Genomic DNA, 17,195 nt, shown 5'->3' with positions numbered 1-17,195 from the left:
TTTACGCAGCAGGTAACTCCCATGAGCTTCAATCTGGCCGACAAACCCCTTGCAGAGCGCGCTGCGCTGGAAGATGAGAAATCCCGTCTGTTCGATCTATGGCAAAGCAACCTGGGCAAGTCCAAGGGCGAAGCCGCGCGGTTGTTCGGTGAGCGCGCCAAGCGCAAAGGCAAATGGGCCGAGTGGGTCCGTGCCGAACTTGACGGCATGTCGCCCCCGGAATTCGCGAACATGGTGCGCAGTGAAGTCAATCGCCTGATGGCTGCCAAGTAACCTGAACTCGACACACATCTCTGTAGGAGCTGCCGAAGGCTGCGATCTTTTGATCTTGTTTTAAAAAAGCAAAATCAAAAGATCGCAGCCTGCGGCAGCTCCTACGCGCTCGCAAAACTCGCGACAATCGCTTCGCGTACTTTCAGCACCACCGGATCGAGCTGCGTACTGGTGCGCCAGCCCAGTTCGATCGGGTATCGCGGCAACGCCAGAGGGCAGGGCAGCAGTGTCAGTCCGCTCAGCGCTGCAATGCTTTGCGCCGCATGGGCCGGGATGGTCGCCACGGCCTGACTGCCCTTGAGCAAGTGCGGCAACGCGGCAAAGTGTGTGGTCGAAGCGCATACCCGCCGAGTCAACCCCAGCGCCGCCAGCCCCTCATCGGTGATCCCGATAAAGCCGCCCGACGAAACCAGAATGTGCTCGCGGGCGACGAACTCATCAAGGTTAAGGGTCTGCTGTCCCTCGGCCAGGCTCATCGGGTCCACCAAACACAGATAACCGCCTTCCCCCAGCACCTGACGACTGAGCAAGCGCTCGGCAAACCCACCTGCGGTGATCGCCAGATCAATGCTGCGTTCCATCAACGCCTGGGCGACGATCTGACTGTGGGTCTGACGAAAGATCAGCCGCAGCTTCGGCGCGACGCGGACGATTTCTTCGATCAGCCGGCGCCCATACGCGATTTCGAAATCATCGGACATACCCACGGTCACCGAGCGCCCGTCGTAATAGTGGGCGGCCGGATCGACCATCGCCAGGCTCTGCCGGCATTTGTTCAGGGCATCGCTGACCACCGGTTTCAACTGGTTGGCCTTGAGCGTGGGCGCGAGTCCGCGGCCGGTGCGCACGAACAACTGATCGCCATACACCTCGCGAAGCCTTCGCAGTGCCGCGCTGACCGCCGATTGCGTCACGCCCAGACGCAACGCGGCCCGGCTGGCGCTGGACTCCTCGTGGAGCGCTTCGAAGACTTTCAGCAGGTTGAGATCGACGGTAGCGATATTCATTTGGTTCATATCATTCAGCAGCAAACGGGGCTTTATTCATGATCCCGTGGGGCCTGAGAATGGCGTGGAGATCGCCAACGACGTGGTCGGGCACTACGCGCGCCCGGACGTGTTTGAGTTGACGGTGGATGAGCGCGCCAAACAGGGTGTGCGCTTCAACGCATAACTCATGTGGGAGCAAGTTCGCTCCCACATTGGATCTTCAGCGCTGCTGTAGCGACTCTTCACGGGTGATTTCCCAGAGGTCTCTGGGGAATCGCCCGCTGACGAAGTCGCCCTCATCGCTGCGGATCAAGCGCATCCCCGTACGTTCCGAGAGTTTGCGCGAGCCTATGTTGGGCGCCGCTTTTGGTACCCGCATCACAGGCCGGCCGAGGGTTTTGAACCAGTACTCGGTGACGGCCGCACTGGCTTCGGTCATCAAGCCCTGGCCTTGCCATTTCGGCCCTAGCCAGAAGCCGCGGTTGTTGTCCTGTTCATCCATCAGGCTGACATTGCCGATCAGTTGCTCAGGCGCCGACTTCAAACGAATCGACCAGTGCCACTCTTTACCAGCGGCAATCGCTGGCAACGCGATGTCACGCAGATAGGTCAGTGAGCCGTCAGCAGGGTACGGCCAAGGAACGAGGGCGTTCAGATAACGCACCACTTCCCAGTGCGGGAACTGTTGCTGGACGGCTTCGGCATCGGCCAACTCCAGCGGGCGCAGGATCAATCGTTGGGTGTAAAGCGTTGGTGTGGCTTCCATGTTCTTTGTTGCTCCTTGAGTTGGATTTACCAGGTGCCGGTCGTCGACCCTGGCAGGCTGAGTTTGCCACTGTCCACGAAACGCATCGTGCCGAACAAGCCACCCGCGAGTTTGCCGCGCAGGACGTAGGGCAGGTTGTCGAGGGTTTGGGTTTTGCTCAGGCCCAGTGTCTGGCGCAACACGGAGAACGCCGAAACACTCACCGGAACGGTCAGCACGGTTTCGGAAAAGCGTGCAATCGAACCCGATTGATCGCTGACGCCAGAGGCGAGTGGCTGGCCGTTGACTTCCAGGTCCAAGGCCACGCCGTTGTAATTGATGGTGGTTTCGTTGGGGTTTTGTACACGTATTTTCACGGCAAAGCGTACTTCCATGTCCTGGCTTTGCAGCGGCTCGAAGCCGACCACGTTGATGTTCAGCGGATCGCGATTGGGCAGCAGGGCGCAGGCGCTCAGGGAGAGCAAAAGAAGGGAAAGGATTACGGCGTGGACACTGCGCATGGACATGCTCTCTTAAAGAAAAGGCCGAACCACCAGTGGCTCGGCCTCGAGCATTTTCTAGCGGTTCAAGGGTGCGACAGCTGCGGGCGAGACGGGTTCACCCTTGGCCGGGACATCCGGGTTTTCCATGACCCGCAGGATCGAGGCTTCCGGATCGAAATCGTCTTCTTCCAGTTCAATGAACTCTTCGGGCAGGAAGATGTTGAGCACGATAGCGCACAACGCGCCGACGGTGATCGGCGATTCGAAGATGTTGTGCAGCGCCTTTGGCAACTCGCGCAACACTTCCGGCACCGCCGCGACACCCAGGCCCATGCCGAGCGAAATCGACACGATCAGCATGTTGCGCCGATGCAGGCCGGCTTCGGCGAGGATCTTGATCCCGGCGACGGCGACGGTGCCGAACATCACCAGTTCAGCACCACCGAGTACCGGTTTGGGCATCAACTGCAGCACCGCGCCGATCATCGGGAACAACCCCAGCACCACCAACAAACCGGCAATGAAGAACGCCACGTAGCGGCTGGCCACGCCGGTGAGCTGAATCACGCCGTTGTTCTGAGCGAAGGTCACCATCGGCATGCTGTTGAACACGGCGGCCATGGCCGAGTTGAGGCCGTCGGCGAGCAGGCCGGACTTGATCCGGCGGATGTAGATCGGGCCTTTGACTGGCTGCCGGGAAATCATCGAGTTGGCGGTCAAGTCACCGGCGGCTTCCAGCGGCGACACCAGGAAAATCACCGCCACTGGCACAAACGCCACCCAATCGAAGTTAAAGCCGTACTTGAACGGCACCGGCACGCTCATCAGCGGTACGTCGGGCAGGCTGGCGAAGTTGACGTCACCCATCAGCCAGGCCACGACATAGCCGAGGGTCAGGCCGATGACGATCGCACCGAGGCGCAGGAACGGCACATCGACCCGGTTCAACAGCACAATCGTTCCGAGCACGAGGGCCGCCAGGGCCAGATGACTGGCCGCGCCGAGGTCCGCCGCACCGAAACCGCCGGCGATGTCGGTCATGGCGACTTTGATCAGCGACAGGCCCATCAGCGTGATGATCGTGCCGGTCACCACCGGGGTGATCAGCATCCGCAATTTGCCGATGAACTGGCTCAACACCACTTCGATGAAGGCAGCGAAAAAGCACACACCGAAGATCGTCGACAGGATCTCATCGGTGCCGCCACCCCGGGCCTTGACCATGAAACCGGCACTGAGAATCACGCTGATGAATGAGAAACTGGTGCCTTGCAGACACAGCAGGCCGGAACCGATCGGGCCGAAACGACGCGCCTGAACAAACGTGCCCAGCCCCGAGACGAACAGCGCCATGCTGATCAGGTACGGCACTTCGCTTTGCAGGCCGAGGGCGCCACCCATGATCAGCGTCGGGGTGATGATGCCGACGAAACTGGCGAGCACGTGTTGCAGGGCGGCGAAGACGGTGGCGGTCAGATGCGGGCGATCGTCGAGGCCGTAAATCAGGTCGTTATAGCGCGGGGCAGGGGCTTTTTCAGTGGCGGTCATGGTGATGTGCGTGCCAGAAGGCGGGCCGGGTCAAAAAATGGAGGCGCAGGATGCCAGAAAGACTATTTTGTGGCGAGCGATGAACCTCACATACCAAGCGTAACCTCTGTGGGAGCGAGCCTGCTCGCGAAGAGGCCGGCATATCCAACATTGATATCGACTGATACGCCGCCTTCGCGAGCAGGCTCGCTCCCACAGGAACGTCGCTGGCTTCAGGTAAACGCCGCGAGTAAATCCTCTTCAAAGGCTTTTTGCGCATCCCCCGGTACCTGGGCGCGATGGCGGGCCAGATGGAATGCCACGTCGAAACTCATATCGGTACGGCGCACGGCCCGCAGTAATCCCTTGTCTTCCCAACTGCGGGCAAAGTGGCTGGGCAAGTAACCGACGTGCTTGCCGGAAAGAATGAAGGCGAGGGTACCTTCGACTTGCTCCGAGCGCGCCGAACACATTTTCCCCTGGAAGGGTTCGTCGCTGCGCAGGAAGCGATAAGGGTGATCGACCCGATCGCACGCCTGTAGCGCTTGATCGTCAGGCGCATCATGGGTGAACAACGGATGGCCGGATGCGCAATACAGGTGCTGGGTTTCGGTAAACAGTTCGCGGTAGTCAAAAGCGCTTTGCACTTGTGAGAAATAGCCGATCGCCAGGTCCAGTCGTTGTTGCAGCAGCAACCGTTCCATTTCGCCGGGCATGGCGCTGATCAATTCGATGCGGACCGATTCGTCCCGTTCACGAAAGCGCCGGATCGCATCGGCCACCCGTTGCAGCACGGATTGATCGAGCGCTTCGGACAACCCCAGACGAACCTCGCCGATCAAACGCCCGGCCACACCATTGGATTGGTGGCGGAAGGCTTCGATGGACTCGAACAGGCTGCGAGTCGCGCTGAGCAGTTGTTCGCCCTTGGGCGTGATCTTGAAACCACCCTTGCCGCGACTGCACAGGCGATAGCCGAGCCGGGTTTCCAGTTTGGCCATTTGCTGGCTGATGCTCGACTGGCTCAAGCCCAACTCACCCTGAGCCGCGCTGAAACCGCCGCACTCCACCACGTTGACGAACAGGCGCAGCAGTTGCAGATCGAGATCATGGAGTTGGCCGAGCATCAAACATTACTCCTGGATAAAGTCAGGATAACTAACTTGGTATTTTTCCAATGTATCCGACGACGCATTCTGCATCCACTTCATCTGGTCAGGTGTTCCGTCATGGCTCCCATGTTCAAGCTGTGTTTACCCGCGCTGTTCCTCGCCATGGCCGTATCGGCCCAGGCCGAGGAAAAAGTCCTCAATCTCTACAGTTGGTCCGATTACGTAGCACCTGAAACCTTGCAGCGTTTCGAGCAGGAAACCGGCATCCACGTGCGCTACGACACGTTCGATTCCTCGGAGGTGCTCGAGACCAAGTTGCTCACCGGTGGCAGCGGTTATGACGTGGTCGTGCCATCTTCCAGTGTGCTGGCTCGCGGACTGGCAGCCGGTGCGTTGAAAGAAATTCCACATGAAGGTCTCAAGGGATACGCCAACCTCGATCCGGATTTGCTGGAAAAACTCGCTGCCGTCGACCCCGGCAACCGCTATGGCGTGCCTTACACCTGGGGCACCCTGGGTTTGGGGATGAATGTCGAAGCGGTGAAGCAGCGTTTGCCGGATGTGCCGCTCAACAGCCTGGACCTGCTGTTCAAGCCTGAGTACGCCAGCAAACTGAAAGACTGCGGCATCGCCATTCTCGATTCGCCTCAGGAAGTGATCGGCCTGGCGCTGCATTACCTGGGTAAAAATCCCTACAGCACTGACAAGGCTGATCTGTCAGCCGCCGAGGCGCTGTTGCATCAGCTGCAACCCAATGTGCTGTACGTCGCGACCGGTCGGCAGATCAGCGATCTGGCCAATGGCAGCGTCTGCCTGGCGTTGACCTACAACGGTGACGCCAGCATGGCGGCCGATCAGGCGCGCAAGGCCAACAAGCCGTTTGAAGTGGCGTACCGGATTCCGAAAGAGGGCACGCTGGTCTGGCAGGACAACCTGGCGATTCCAAAGGACGCCCCACACCCCGAAGCCGCCCGCGCCTTTATCGAATTCATGTTGCGCCCGGAATCCGTCGCGGCGCTGACCAACACACTGTTCTTTGCCACGGCCAACCAGGCAGCAACGCCGCTGGTGGATGAGGCGGTGCGCACCGACCCGGACATTTACCCACCCGCCGATGTTCGCGGTCTGCTGTACGCCGACCGCAGCATGAGCCTCAAGGACCTGCGCCAGCGCACTCGCTTGTGGACCACTTTCCGTAGCCGCCAATAATAAGGAACCCGAGATGGACGTCCCGATGCAAAACGATCAGGCCATGACCCGCGACAGCCTCTACGGCACTGCCGCCGAAAGTACCTACGCCGGTATCACCAGTTTCATGCGTCGACGCTACAGTCGCGACTTGCGCGGCGTCGACGTAGCGGTCAGCGGTGTCCCGTTCGACACCGCCACCAGCAACCGCCCCGGAGCGCGTTTCGGACCACGCGGCATTCGTGCCGCGTCCACCGGGATTGCCTGGGAACGCCACTGGCCGTGGACGTTCGACCCGTTCGACCATCTGGCGGTCATCGACTACGGCGATTGCGACTTCGATTACGGCACACCGCAGTCGGTGCCGGAAAGCATCGAAGCCCATGCCGAACACATACTCAACGCCGGTAGCGCGATGCTGACGTTCGGCGGGGATCACTTCATCACGTATCCGCTGCTCAAGGCCCATGCGCGTAAACATGGTCCGCTGTCGTTGATCCACTTCGACGCCCACAGCGACACTTGGCCGGACGAAGACGGCAAGCGCGTCGATCACGGCACGATGTTCTGGCACGCGGCCAAGGAAGGGTTGGTGGATCCGTCGCGTTCGGTGCAGATCGGTTTGCGCACCACCAATGACGATCACCAGGGCTTTCAAGTGCTGGATGCGCGGCAAGTGCATCGACGTGGTGTTGATGCGATTGTCGAGGCCATTCGAGCGCGGGTCGGTGATAACCCGGTGTACCTGACGTTCGACATTGATTGCCTTGATCCGGCTTTTGCTCCAGGCACCGGAACGCCGGTGTGCGGTGGCCTGAGCACGGTGCAGGCGCTGGAAATCCTGGGTGGCTTGCGCGGGATTAATCTGGTGGGGATGGACGTCGTGGAAGTGGCGCCGGCCTACGACAGTGCGGACATTACCTCACTGGCCGCGGCGACGTTGGCGATGGAAATGCTGTGCCTCTATGCAGCGAAGCATAAGGTCGACCGGTAACACACAAACCAAAAAATGTGGGAGCGAGCTTGCTCCGGGCGGCGTTCCGACGATAGCGGCCTTACATTCAACACATCTGTTGCATGTGCCGGCCCCATCGCGAGCAAGCTCGCTCCCACAATTGATCTGTGTCAGGCCACTGGGATGATCGGCAGATCCAGGGTTTCAGCGCCGGTAAATCGCGCCATCGACCCGGCAATGGATTCATGGGGCACGCCCATTGCCATAGCACTGACACCATCAAGCCGCGACAACTGTTCAGCACTCAATTGCACATTCAACGCACCCAAGGTCGCATCCAGTTGTTCACGGGTGCGCGAGCCGAGTATCGGAATCAGCGCCGTGGTCGAACGCTTGGCTTTTTCCCGCAGCCAGGCAATGGCCACGTGCGTTGGGCTGGCGCCCAGTTCTGCGGCGACGGCCAGCAAAGTGTCGAGCAGGGCGGTTTCACGGGCACTTTTCTCGGCGTGGATCAGCATGCCGAGTTTGGCGGCGCGGTTGTCGCCATCGTTGGTGCGGTACTTGCCGGTGAGGAACCCGCCACCCAACGGTGACCATAATGTAGCGGCCAGGCCCAAGGCTTCGGCCATCGGCAGTTGTTCACGTTCGGCCGTGCGTTCGGCGAGGCTGTATTCCACCTGAATCGCAGCAATCGGTGAGAAACCACGAATCTCGGCCAGCAAATCGGCCCGAGCGATGCGCCACGCCGGGAAGTTCGACAGCCCGGCGTAATGAATCTTGCCCGCGCGCACCAGGTCGTCGAAACCGCGCAGGATTTCTTCCATCGGCGTCACGCCATCGCTCATGTGGGCCCAGAACAGGTCGATGTGGTCGGTGTTGAGTCGTTTCAGGCTTTCTTCCACGGCGCGAACCATGTTCTTGCGGTTGTTGCCGGTGTGGGAAATGCCCGCAGCCGGCGTTGTCCCCAGGGTGTATTTGGTGGCGATGACCAAGCGATCCCGTTCCGCTGCGATGAACTCGCCGAGCATGGCTTCCGACTGGCCGGCCTGATATCCGTTGGCGGTGTCGATGAAATTGCCGCCGGCCTCCAGGTAGCCATCAAAAATGCGTTTGGCTTCGTCGCGCTCGGCGCCATGGCCCCAACCGGTGCCGAAATTGCCGGCGCCCAGCGCCAGTTCCGAGACCCGCAAGCCGGTTTTGCGGCCGAAGACTTTGTAATGCATGGGATGACTCCTGAAGGAAAAGACGTGGGGTCGAATATAAATGTCTGTCGACATGTATTTAATATGATGCGAATAATATTCGCCATCAAGACGCTTTTCCGTTCGCAAGAGAAAGGCCGACCACTGGCCTCATTGCTACTGCCACTTTCTGACAGGGTCGTCTGCTAAGCTCCGACAACTTTTACGGACAGAGCCTGCCAATCGTGTCGCGTACCACTCGTTTACTGACCTTGTTGCAAGTGCTGCGCGGCAAAAGTCGTCCGGTGACCGCGGCGACGCTTGCCGGCGAATTGGAGATTTCTGAACGCACGCTGTACCGCGACATCGCCGAACTCACCGCCCTTGGCGCGCCAATCTACGGCGAAGCGGGGATCGGTTACGTGCTGCGCAGCGGTTTGTTTCTGCCGCCGTTGATGCTCAACGCCGATGAAACCGAAGCCATCGTGCTGGGGTTGCGCTATGTGGATCAGCGTGGGGATGAGGTGTTGAGCAAGGCTGCGGCGGATGCGCTGGCCAAGATTGCGGCGGTATTGGCGCCTGAAGCGCTGGACGCGTTACGCAATCCGACGATGTTGCCGGGACCGCCCGGCTATGGCTTTGCGCCCAACGCCGTGCCACTGAATGTATTTCGCCAGGCCATCCGCGATCAGGCCAAGCTGCACATCGATTACGCGGACGCCAACCAGGTGCCGAGTCAGCGGCTGATCTGGCCGCTGGCCCTGGGGTTTCTGAACGAGGTGCGAATCATCGTCGCCTGGTGTGAATTGCGCAGCGCCTATCGCACCTTTCGCACTGACCGGATCTCGGCAGCGAACGAGCAGGGCGAGCGTTATCCGGGGCGGCGCAGCGACCTGCTGCGCACCTGGCGCAAGCAGATGCAACTGGACGAAGCAGGGCGCTTCACTCCTGACAAGAACTGACACAGGCTTGTTTTAGCATGGCTCCAGACTCAACAAACAAGGAGCCGTAACCATGTCCAATCCCGCCTCTTCACTGGCACCCGCCATCGCCGCCTACATTGCTGCCGCCAATGCCCGCGACACCTCGCGGGTCGCCAGTTTTTTCGCTGAGGATGCCAATGTGTTCGATGAAGGCCAGCACCAGGTCGGTACTCAGGCCATCGCGCAATGGATGCAAGACACCGCCCAGCGTTACCAGCCACGGGTTGAAGTGCTCGACGTGCAACTGCGCACCGGCAAAGTGCTGGTACATAACCTGATCTCCGGAACGTTTCCGGGCAGCCCGCTAGAATTGCGCTACATGTTTCGCCTGAATGAACAGGGCAAGATTGCCCGGCTAGACATCTCCCTCTAACCACATGGGAGCCAGCTGCTACATGGACGTATACTGCCGCGCATGAATGTCGACTCCCCCTTAAGCGCCTGGCAACACGCCATCGAACAGAAAGGCTTCGTCCAGGACGAAGCCCAGGAACATGCCGTGTGGGCGCTGCAGAAATGCTACGAGGCGCTGCATGAAGGGCGCACGCCGATCACTGGCGTGTACCTCTGGGGCCCGGTCGGGCGCGGCAAGACCTGGTTGATGGACCAGTTTTACCAAAGCCTGAAGGTCCCGGCCCGTCGCCAACACTTTCACCACTTTATGGGTTGGGTGCATCAGCGTTCGTTTCAGCTGACCGGCACAGCCGACCCGTTGAAGGCGCTGGCTCGCGAACTGAGCGAGGAAGTGCGGGTCCTGTGCTTTGACGAATTGTTCGTCAACGACATCGGCGACGCCATCATTCTCGGGCGTTTGTTTCAGGTGATGTTCGAGCAGGGCGTGGTGGTGGTCTGCACCTCCAATCAGCCACCGGACCAGCTGTACGCCGATGGCTTCAACCGCGACCGGTTCGTGCCCGCCATCGAGGCCATCAAGATACATATGCAGGTGATTGCGGTGGATGGAGGTGAAGATCATCGCCTGCACCCAGGCAAAGGTTTGCAACGTTACTGGGTGGTGGCACCGGGGCAACCCAGCGCTCTGGGTGAAGTGTTCAACGCATTGACCGTCGGACAGTCGGTGTCCAGTGACCCGATCAAGGTCGGCTACCGCACACTCAATGTCGTGCAGGCCAGTCCAGCCGTACTCTGGACTCGTTACGCCGATCTCTGTGAACAGCCGTTTGCCGCCATGGATTTCATCGCCCTGTGCGACACCTTCAGCGCTATTCTGTTGAGTGACGTGCCCGACCTCAGCGCGCAAAAGCGCGAGGGGCGCATCGCCCGAGGCACTGAAGACGGCGTCGAGCGGGTGGTTGCGGGTGATCGCGAGTTGCCACAATTGTCGGTGCATGACGACGGTGTACGGCGTTTCATCGCCCTGGTGGACGAGTGCTACGACCGCAAGGTGCCGCTGTGCCTCGAGGCCCAGGTGCCCATGGAATCGTTGTACACCGAGGGCTATCTGGTGTTTCCGTTTCGCCGCACCCTCAGCCGTTTACAGGAAATGCAGCTGCAACGTTTCGCCCAAGCGTGAACCCAAGGAGCCGCGAACATGAATCAGCCTTTGTCGCACCATTTGCTGACCATGGCCTATCAGAACGCCTGGGCCAATCATCGACTCGCCAAGGCCTGGAGCCAGTTGAGCCCGGCCGATCTGGCGGCACCGCGGGTCAGCTTCTTTCCCAGTCTGCGCGCCACCCTCAATCACATCCTGACCTGCGACTGGTTTTACGTGGATGCGCTGGAGCGGGAGTTGCGTGGCGATGACCCGCATCCCGAATGCTATGTGTTTTTCAGCCAGGACGAGCCGTTTACGCACGCAGTAGACCTCAAGCGCGAGCAAACGCTGGTAGACCGGCGATTGATCGCCTACTGCGAGCAAATGCGCGACGCCGACCTCGGCAAGATCGTGACCATCGCCCGGGACACGCCGCAATATGAGAGCCGCGTACGCATGCTCTCCCATCTGTTCGAGCACCAGATTCATCATCGCGGGCAGGTTCACGCCATGCTCAGCGGCACCTCGGTCAAACCACCGCAACTGGACGAGTTTTTCTGTGCCGGTGAGTCAGGCTTGAGGGCTGAGGATTTTGCCGAGCTGGGGTGGACCGAGGCGCTGATCTGGGGCGCTTGAGCGAAAAATTACAGCAGGATCGGGTTGTCGACACGGCTGTGCCCGCGATATTGTCGGTCGGCCCTTCAGTGCGAGATGCACTGGGGCAACTTAATGTGTGAACGAGGGTGGAAATGGAATCCGCAGAAATTCTTGTGCTTCAGGCCAGTTACACCAATCCGGTGCATGCCGAGGCTATTGGACTGGTGCTAAATGCTTACGCCGAAGACCCGATGGGTGGCGGCCACTCGTTGCCCGCCGACTTGTTGAAGCAACTGCCGGCGGAACTGGCCAAACGTCCCCACGCGTTCAGCGTTCTGGCGTTTGTCGGTGGCGAGCCGGCCGGGTTGGTCAATTGCTTTGAAGGTTTCTCGACCTTCGCCTGTCGACCGCTGGTCAACGTGCACGATGTGGTGGTGGTGAAGAAGTTTCGCGGCTTGGGGTTGAGCCAGAAAATGCTGCAAAAGGTCGAGGACATCGCTCGCCAGCGCGGTTGCTGCAAAATCACACTGGAGGTGCTGGAAGGTAATGCAGTCGCCCAGGCTTCCTATGGCAAGTTCGGTTTTGCCGCAGGCATGTTCGACCCGGCGCACGGTCGAATGCTGTTCTGGACCAAGGCGCTTTAAGGTATTACGAGCAAAGAAAAAGGGCGTCCATCAGGACGCCCTTTGTCGTTACGGTTTGTAGTGCTCTGTCACTTGCGCAGTTTGATCATCCGGAACCCTGATTTCAGCAGTGTTGCTGGCGTTACTTTGATTCGCCTCTTGGCTGAGCCGCAGGCTCTCAAAGTAATACCGCATGCGTTCAGCGCCACCTTCGGCAAATGCGGTTGTTGAACTGAGCATCATCAGGCCGGCGAGGATCATGGTTGTACGTTTCATGGTGTGCCCCACTACGAGTTGTCGGGTCCTTTCGTCCATGAAGCAATGTCGAAGGGACATTATCCGCCGATTCCGTTAAATGGGAATTACCTGCGCCTAGAGCTTCCAGTCCAGGCTCAGGGTCACCGTGCGCGGGTCCCCCCAGAACACACCGTTATAGAACCCGACGTTGTCGTAATACTTCTTGTCAAACAGGTTATCGACGTTCAGCGAGGCCGACAGGTGCTTGTCGAACTCATACCGCGACATCAGGTTGACCACGGTGTAGGCCTCCTGCCGGATGCTGGTCCTTTCGGTGATCACCGCACCGTCGGCATTACGCCCCACCGGGCGACTGGCGGCGCGGAACACATCGCTCTGCCAGTTCACCGCGCCACCCACGGTCAGTGCCTGCCAGTCGCCGGGCAGACGATAGGCCGTGGAGAGCCGGAACATATTCAGCGGCTGGTTGGTATTGGCGCGTTTCTTTTCGCCATTAGCCGAGTGGGTGTAGGTGTAGCCGGCCGTCATGTTCCAGCCGGCCATGACCTCGCCCGAGACCTCGGCTTCGAAGCCCTGAACCTTGTTGCCTTTACCGCCTGACTTGAAGAACTCCTCACCGGTCGCCGGGTCCGGTGGCACCGAATCGTCGAGTTCGGCTACGTTGTCCTGTTTGCTCCAGAACAGCGCGGTCGCCACGTTGAGGCGTTCTTCAAGCAGGCTGCCCTTGAGCCCCAGTTCATAGTTGCTGCCCACCACCGGTTCGAGGTATTTGCGATTGCTGTCGCGATTGTCTTGCGGGTTGAAGATGTCGGTGTAGCTGACATACGCCGTGTATTCGGGGGTGAGGTCGTAGAGGAGCCCGGCGTAGGGCGTCCACATGTCGTTGTGTTCCTGGCTGCTGGCATCAACGTCGTTCAGCTGCAGGTTGTCGTCGTACTTGTTGGTCTTGCTCGACACCTTCCAGCTGCCATAACGACTGCCGAGTACGGCGTGCAGGTCATCCGTCAGACTCAGGCGAGTGGCCAGGTAACCGGCCTTCTGGCGGGTACTGTCTTTTGAACCTGAAAGGCTGGTGACCGTGTCGGGAAACTTGGCGATGTCGCCCATGTATTTCCAGTCGCGGATGTTTTCGTAATCCGCCGCCCTGGGGCCGTCCACCATGTAGGGGGAATCTTCCCGGCGCTCGGCCTCGCCATAGCCGATCATCATTTCGTGTTCCCGCCCGAACAGCGAGTAGGGGCCGGCCACGTTGAAGTCATACGCCTCCATTTTTTGCGTACTGAGCATGTGGCTGACGTTGGCGCTCATGCCACTGCGATCTGCCTCAGGGAAACCCCCGCCGCCGTAGTAGATCTTGCCGTCGGTGTCGCTCTCGCGATGGGTGTAGGCGGCCTTGACGTGCCAGCCGGCACCCAATTGGTGTTCCAGTGTGGCGAACGCGGTTTTGTCCTTGAGCGGCCAGGAACTCCAGGACGTGGCCATGTTGGTGGAGCGTCCGAGGTTGGCCTTGCCACCGTCGGCGTTCCAGTACGGCACCGTGCCCCAGGACGTGCCCTGGACGTGTTTGTTCTGATAGTCGTAACCCACGGCCAACACGGTGTCATCGGTCAGGTCGGCTTCGAGAATCCCGTAGCCGACTTCACGTTGTTGCTGGTACTTGTCGCGGAACGAATCGCTGTCGCGATAGGCCAGCACGCTGCGTCCGCGCAAGCGGCCATCGAAAGCCAGCGGGCCGCCGACATCCAGATAACTGTAGTAGTCGTCATAACTACCACCGCTGACCCCGGTCTGGACTTGCCACTGCGACGTCGGCCGTTTACGCACCATGTTGATGGTGGCCGAAGGGTCGCCCGCGCCAGTGGTCAGGCCGGTGGCACCGCGAACCACTTCGATGCGGTCGTAGATGATGGTGTCGGAATCGGACTTCATGTAGCTGAAGGTGTTCAGCATGCCATCGATCTGGAAATTGGTGATCGAGTAACCCCGGGACGAATAGCTGACCCGGTCCGAATCGTTGTGCTGAACCACCACGCCGGTGGTCTGGCTCATGGCTTCGGACAGCGTACCGAGTTTGAAATCGTCCATTTGCTGGCGCGTGACCACGGACACCGATTGCGGCGTTTCCTTGATCGACAGGTTCAAGCGCGTGGCGGTACTCATGGCGCCGGTGGTGTACGACTCGGTGTTTTCGGTGGTGCTGCCCAAACCTTGGGCGGTCACATGGGTGGCGCCCAGTTCGAGGGTGCGGCCGGGTTCTTGATCAGGGCTGGTTTCGGCCAGCAGATCGGGGCACAGGGCGGCACCGCACAGGCCCAGGGTAAAGGTCATGGAACGGGTGATAGGCGCGAACATCGCAGCCGACTCCTTGTCTTCGAGGGAAAAATTCCGTTTGTTCAAAGACGAAGAGGGAAGGAGGGATTTATCGATTAACGAGAATTATTGTTATTTGTAGATGTTTCGGACAACGCAATCGCGCCATTGGCGCAGTGAAAAAGGGGCCGGAACCGGCCCCTGAAAGGATTACTACTGAACGACTGCCACCGCCTTGGGTTTCATCAGACTGAAGTCGATCAATGCCTTTTGCTCGCGCTCATAAGGATTGCCGATCATCAATGGTCGTGGCTTGAAACTGTCGCTGACCAGGCTCTTGCTGCGATCCAGTTCATCGAAGCTCAGACCCGCCAGATCAGCCCAGGTATGGATCAGGTGCGAGCTGCTGTAAGGCCGACCCAGATCACCGGCAAAGCTCCAGTCATGGTTTTCGCGCCATTTCGGCGAGGCCCAGGCCATGAACGGAATGGTGTACATCGGCGCCGTCGGTTTGCTTTCGTTGCGCCCAAGGGTGCTGTGGCCAGGCGAGTCGAAAACGTCTTCACCGTGGTCGGAGAGGTACAGCAGGAACCCGTTCGGGTCAGATTTGGCGTAGTCCTTGATCAGGCTCGAAACCACGAAGTCGTTGTACAGCACCGCGTTGTCATAGCTGTTGTACGTCGGCACCTGATCGTCGCGCACGCCGTCCGGAACCCCTTTGCGGTCCTTGAACTTATCGAACGACGACGGATAACGGTACTGGTAACTCATGTGCGTGCCGAGCAAATGCACGACGATCAGCTTGCGCGGCGCAGCGTCGGCCAAGGCCTTGTTGAACGGCTCGATCACGTCGCCATCGTACTGGGCGGCATTCTGGTTGCGGTTGTTGTTCAGGTACACCTGTTCGTCGGCCTGCTCGGAGAAGGTCGTCAGCATGGTGTTGCGCTTGGTCATGGTCTGCTGGTTGGTGATCCAGAAGGTCTTGTAGCCTGCCTGTTTCATCATGCTGACCAGCGACGGGGTCGACAGATACAGGTCCGGGTTTTCTTCGTCGGCGAAGGTCAGAACCTGCTGCAACGCCTCGATGGTGTAAGGGCGCGGGGTGATGACGTTATCGAAGACCGCCAGTTGATCCTTGAGCTTGTCCAGCTCCGGGGTGGTTTCCCGAGGGTAGCCGTAGAGGCTCATGCGCTGACGGTTGGTGGACTCACCGATCACCAGCACCAGGGTCGCCGGCTGATTGGCCGCCGAATCTATGAAATTGTGCAGGGGAGGGATCTTGCTGGCGCTATTGAGCATGTCTTGCATACCGGCCAGGGTGTCGAGGTAGCGGTGATAGGCCACGGCCATCTGCCAAGGCACCGCGGGCTCGATGCGCGTTTCGAACTTCTCGAAACCGCCGGCAAGACTGCCGGTACGCGCGGTTTGCTTGATCAGCGGATAACCGACGACAGCGACCACAATCGCCGTTGCAGCCACCAGTGCCCGACCGCGAGGCATGTACACCGGGCGCAAGCGAGTCCAGAGGAAGTAAGCGAAAGCGGTGTGAGCGAGGAACGCCGCCACCATCCACCAGGCAAAGTACTGTGTCATGTACTCGCCGGCTTCAGAGATGTTCGACTCGAACATAATGAAGATGACGCTTTGGGAAAACTCCTGCTGATAGATGAAGAAGTAACCCAGGCTGGCCATTGAGCAGGCCCACAGCACCACACCGATCAGCGCAGCCATGACACGTGTTCGTTTGGGGAACAGCAGCATCGGCGCAAGCCAGATGGCGCTCATCACAAAGGCCTGGCGGAACCCGGTAAAACCGGAGGTGCCTGTCAGTTGGATCAGCAGTTGGGTAATGCCGGAAAAATACCAGAAGAACAGGAACAGCCAGAGAAATCCTGTCCAGTCGAAACCTTTCGCAGACGTGTTGCTGCGTTTAAACAAAAGCATTCAGCGCTCCAGCCAATAATCACTTCCCCGCCGGGACATCAATGTCACCGACGAACGGGCGCCGCGCGGATACCGAACGGCCATAAGGCGCCGCAGTATCAAGAAACGGATGTGAAAACTTCGTGAGTTGCCGGGTTTGTCAAAAGGGGGATGGCGGGTCGGAAACAGCAGTGGGCTGCTTCCGAATCAAGCGAGGGGATCAGGCGTGAGGCACACGGTGAGTGACGGGCAAAGGCTGGGCCTGATTGCTTTGTGTCAACAAGCGCAATTGCGCGAGCTCCTGCTTCAACTGGTCGCGCTCGTCTTTCAACTGGCGCAATTCATCGCGACGGATCGTGACGTAAAGGGTTTGTGCTGGCAGTGCTGCGTGTACTGTGCCCATTGCTCACCTCGCAAATGGCTGTCTCAACTGTAAACCTGCCCCGAAATCGGGTGCTGACTTACTATCGGCGTTGATTTTGATTTCTTTTGCCCCAGAAGGGAACTTTTTTATTTTTTATGGTCGTTGT

Annotated in this window: 18 protein-coding genes; 8 read left to right on the top strand and 10 right to left on the bottom strand. The window is 59.4% G+C overall.

The genetic code is table 11. The features are described 5' to 3' along the window. The first annotated feature begins 21 nt into the window (after positions 1-21). Positions 22-273 carry a hypothetical protein gene (locus ACIQU2_RS25145; protein WP_008155229.1) on the top strand — a complete coding sequence of 84 codons (252 nt, stop codon included), beginning with the start codon at positions 22-24 and terminating at the stop codon, positions 271-273. Positions 274-374: 101 nt separating this feature from the next. On the opposite strand, the gene ACIQU2_RS25140 is transcribed toward ACIQU2_RS25145, so the two are convergent. From ACIQU2_RS25140 to ACIQU2_RS25120, 5 genes are all read right to left on the bottom strand, one after another. Continuing rightward, a complete protein-coding gene (locus tag ACIQU2_RS25140; RefSeq protein WP_403144722.1) occupies positions 375-1,289 on the bottom strand; it encodes a LysR family transcriptional regulator in 915 nt (304 codons plus the stop codon). A gap of 193 nt (positions 1,290-1,482) precedes the next feature. Continuing rightward, the gene (locus tag ACIQU2_RS25135) at positions 1,483-2,028 is read right to left on the bottom strand and encodes a GNAT family N-acetyltransferase (RefSeq protein ID WP_347806456.1); all 546 of its coding nucleotides are present in this window, start codon (positions 2,026-2,028) and stop codon (positions 1,483-1,485) included. Positions 2,029-2,054: 26 nt separating this feature from the next. Further along, positions 2,055-2,528 carry an LEA type 2 family protein gene (locus tag ACIQU2_RS25130; RefSeq protein WP_403144717.1) on the bottom strand — a complete coding sequence of 158 codons (474 nt, stop codon included), beginning with the start codon at positions 2,526-2,528 and terminating at the stop codon, positions 2,055-2,057. 57 nt (positions 2,529-2,585) lie between these two features. Next, positions 2,586-4,058, bottom strand: a complete 1,473-nt coding sequence (locus ACIQU2_RS25125) for a nucleobase:cation symporter-2 family protein (protein WP_403144714.1) — start codon at positions 4,056-4,058, stop codon at positions 2,586-2,588. Between the two features lie 212 nt (positions 4,059-4,270). Continuing rightward, the gene (locus ACIQU2_RS25120) at positions 4,271-5,164 is read right to left on the bottom strand and encodes a LysR family transcriptional regulator (protein WP_403144712.1); all 894 of its coding nucleotides are present in this window, start codon (positions 5,162-5,164) and stop codon (positions 4,271-4,273) included. Positions 5,165-5,266: 102 nt separating this feature from the next. Between ACIQU2_RS25120 and ACIQU2_RS25115 the strand changes: the two genes are divergently transcribed. Both ACIQU2_RS25115 and speB read left to right on the top strand, forming a co-directional pair. Then, positions 5,267-6,358 (top strand): polyamine ABC transporter substrate-binding protein, encoded by a 1,092-nt coding sequence (locus ACIQU2_RS25115; protein WP_403144709.1) that lies wholly within the window; start codon positions 5,267-5,269, stop codon positions 6,356-6,358. 13 nt (positions 6,359-6,371) lie between these two features. Continuing rightward, positions 6,372-7,331 (top strand): agmatinase, encoded by a 960-nt coding sequence (speB, locus tag ACIQU2_RS25110; RefSeq protein WP_140678502.1) that lies wholly within the window; start codon positions 6,372-6,374, stop codon positions 7,329-7,331. Between the two features lie 131 nt (positions 7,332-7,462). Here the strand turns inward: speB and ACIQU2_RS25105 are convergent, their stop codons facing one another. After that, on the bottom strand, positions 7,463-8,515 hold the full coding sequence (locus tag ACIQU2_RS25105; RefSeq protein WP_403144706.1) for an aldo/keto reductase: 1,053 nt from the start codon (positions 8,513-8,515) through the stop codon (positions 7,463-7,465). 203 nt (positions 8,516-8,718) lie between these two features. On the opposite strand from ACIQU2_RS25105, the gene ACIQU2_RS25100 reads away from it, so the two are divergent. The 5 genes from ACIQU2_RS25100 to ACIQU2_RS25080 all read left to right on the top strand — a co-directional run bounded on the left by ACIQU2_RS25100 (position 8,719) and on the right by ACIQU2_RS25080 (position 12,195). Next, entirely contained in the window at positions 8,719-9,435 is a 717-nt protein-coding gene (locus ACIQU2_RS25100) for a YafY family protein (protein ID WP_347805766.1), read from the top strand. Positions 9,436-9,487: 52 nt separating this feature from the next. Continuing rightward, complete coding sequence (locus tag ACIQU2_RS25095; protein WP_007897370.1) at positions 9,488-9,829, top strand: nuclear transport factor 2 family protein; 342 nt, start codon at positions 9,488-9,490, stop codon at positions 9,827-9,829. 42 nt (positions 9,830-9,871) lie between these two features. Continuing rightward, positions 9,872-10,990 carry a cell division protein ZapE gene (gene zapE, locus ACIQU2_RS25090; RefSeq protein WP_403144701.1) on the top strand — a complete coding sequence of 373 codons (1,119 nt, stop codon included), beginning with the start codon at positions 9,872-9,874 and terminating at the stop codon, positions 10,988-10,990. Positions 10,991-11,008: 18 nt separating this feature from the next. Further along, on the top strand, positions 11,009-11,590 hold the full coding sequence (locus ACIQU2_RS25085) for a DinB family protein (RefSeq protein WP_403144698.1): 582 nt from the start codon (positions 11,009-11,011) through the stop codon (positions 11,588-11,590). 113 nt (positions 11,591-11,703) lie between these two features. Then, a complete protein-coding gene (locus ACIQU2_RS25080) occupies positions 11,704-12,195 on the top strand; it encodes a GNAT family N-acetyltransferase (protein WP_129444379.1) in 492 nt (163 codons plus the stop codon). Positions 12,196-12,243: 48 nt separating this feature from the next. On the opposite strand, the gene ACIQU2_RS25075 is transcribed toward ACIQU2_RS25080, so the two are convergent. From ACIQU2_RS25075 to ACIQU2_RS25060, 4 genes are all read right to left on the bottom strand, one after another. Then, complete coding sequence (locus ACIQU2_RS25075; RefSeq protein ID WP_403144695.1) at positions 12,244-12,450, bottom strand: hypothetical protein; 207 nt, start codon at positions 12,448-12,450, stop codon at positions 12,244-12,246. Between the two features lie 96 nt (positions 12,451-12,546). Continuing rightward, positions 12,547-14,784: a TonB-dependent siderophore receptor gene (locus tag ACIQU2_RS25070; protein ID WP_403144694.1), complete on the bottom strand. Its 2,238-nt coding sequence runs from the start codon at positions 14,782-14,784 to the stop codon at positions 12,547-12,549. Between the two features lie 171 nt (positions 14,785-14,955). After that, positions 14,956-16,686, bottom strand: a complete 1,731-nt coding sequence (locus ACIQU2_RS25065; RefSeq protein WP_403144692.1) for a phosphoethanolamine transferase CptA — start codon at positions 16,684-16,686, stop codon at positions 14,956-14,958. Positions 16,687-16,885: 199 nt separating this feature from the next. After that, entirely contained in the window at positions 16,886-17,068 is a 183-nt protein-coding gene (locus tag ACIQU2_RS25060; protein WP_056739988.1) for a DUF6026 family protein, read from the bottom strand. Between the last annotated feature and the right edge of the window lie 127 nt (positions 17,069-17,195).

Source organism: Pseudomonas sp. NPDC098740 (assembly GCF_044760065.1).
Lineage (GTDB): Bacteria > Pseudomonadota > Gammaproteobacteria > Pseudomonadales > Pseudomonadaceae > Aquipseudomonas > Aquipseudomonas rossensis.
Note: the sequence above shows the minus strand (reverse complement) of the source record. Positions and strands in the feature narration are given on the sequence as shown.

What these genes read in the sequence shown, in the direction of transcription:
- ACIQU2_RS25145 (WP_008155229.1), top strand. Translation starts at nt 22, where the DNA reads ATGAGCTTCAATCTGGCCGACAAACCCCTTGCAGAGCGCGCTGCGCTG.
- ACIQU2_RS25140 (WP_403144722.1), bottom strand. Translation starts at nt 1,289, where the DNA reads ATGAACCAAATGAATATCGCTACCGTCGATCTCAACCTGCTGAAAGTC.
- ACIQU2_RS25135 (WP_347806456.1), bottom strand. Translation starts at nt 2,028, where the DNA reads ATGGAAGCCACACCAACGCTTTACACCCAACGATTGATCCTGCGCCCG.
- ACIQU2_RS25130 (WP_403144717.1), bottom strand. Translation starts at nt 2,528, where the DNA reads ATGCGCAGTGTCCACGCCGTAATCCTTTCCCTTCTTTTGCTCTCCCTG.
- ACIQU2_RS25125 (WP_403144714.1), bottom strand. Translation starts at nt 4,058, where the DNA reads ATGACCGCCACTGAAAAAGCCCCTGCCCCGCGCTATAACGACCTGATT.
- ACIQU2_RS25120 (WP_403144712.1), bottom strand. Translation starts at nt 5,164, where the DNA reads ATGCTCGGCCAACTCCATGATCTCGATCTGCAACTGCTGCGCCTGTTC.
- ACIQU2_RS25115 (WP_403144709.1), top strand. Translation starts at nt 5,267, where the DNA reads ATGGCTCCCATGTTCAAGCTGTGTTTACCCGCGCTGTTCCTCGCCATG.
- speB (WP_140678502.1), top strand. Translation starts at nt 6,372, where the DNA reads ATGGACGTCCCGATGCAAAACGATCAGGCCATGACCCGCGACAGCCTC.
- ACIQU2_RS25105 (WP_403144706.1), bottom strand. Translation starts at nt 8,515, where the DNA reads ATGCATTACAAAGTCTTCGGCCGCAAAACCGGCTTGCGGGTCTCGGAA.
- ACIQU2_RS25095 (WP_007897370.1), top strand. Translation starts at nt 9,488, where the DNA reads ATGTCCAATCCCGCCTCTTCACTGGCACCCGCCATCGCCGCCTACATT.
- zapE (WP_403144701.1), top strand. Translation starts at nt 9,872, where the DNA reads ATGAATGTCGACTCCCCCTTAAGCGCCTGGCAACACGCCATCGAACAG.
- ACIQU2_RS25085 (WP_403144698.1), top strand. Translation starts at nt 11,009, where the DNA reads ATGAATCAGCCTTTGTCGCACCATTTGCTGACCATGGCCTATCAGAAC.
- ACIQU2_RS25080 (WP_129444379.1), top strand. Translation starts at nt 11,704, where the DNA reads ATGGAATCCGCAGAAATTCTTGTGCTTCAGGCCAGTTACACCAATCCG.
- ACIQU2_RS25075 (WP_403144695.1), bottom strand. Translation starts at nt 12,450, where the DNA reads ATGAAACGTACAACCATGATCCTCGCCGGCCTGATGATGCTCAGTTCA.
- ACIQU2_RS25070 (WP_403144694.1), bottom strand. Translation starts at nt 14,784, where the DNA reads ATGTTCGCGCCTATCACCCGTTCCATGACCTTTACCCTGGGCCTGTGC.
- ACIQU2_RS25065 (WP_403144692.1), bottom strand. Translation starts at nt 16,686, where the DNA reads ATGCTTTTGTTTAAACGCAGCAACACGTCTGCGAAAGGTTTCGACTGG.
- ACIQU2_RS25060 (WP_056739988.1), bottom strand. Translation starts at nt 17,068, where the DNA reads ATGGGCACAGTACACGCAGCACTGCCAGCACAAACCCTTTACGTCACG.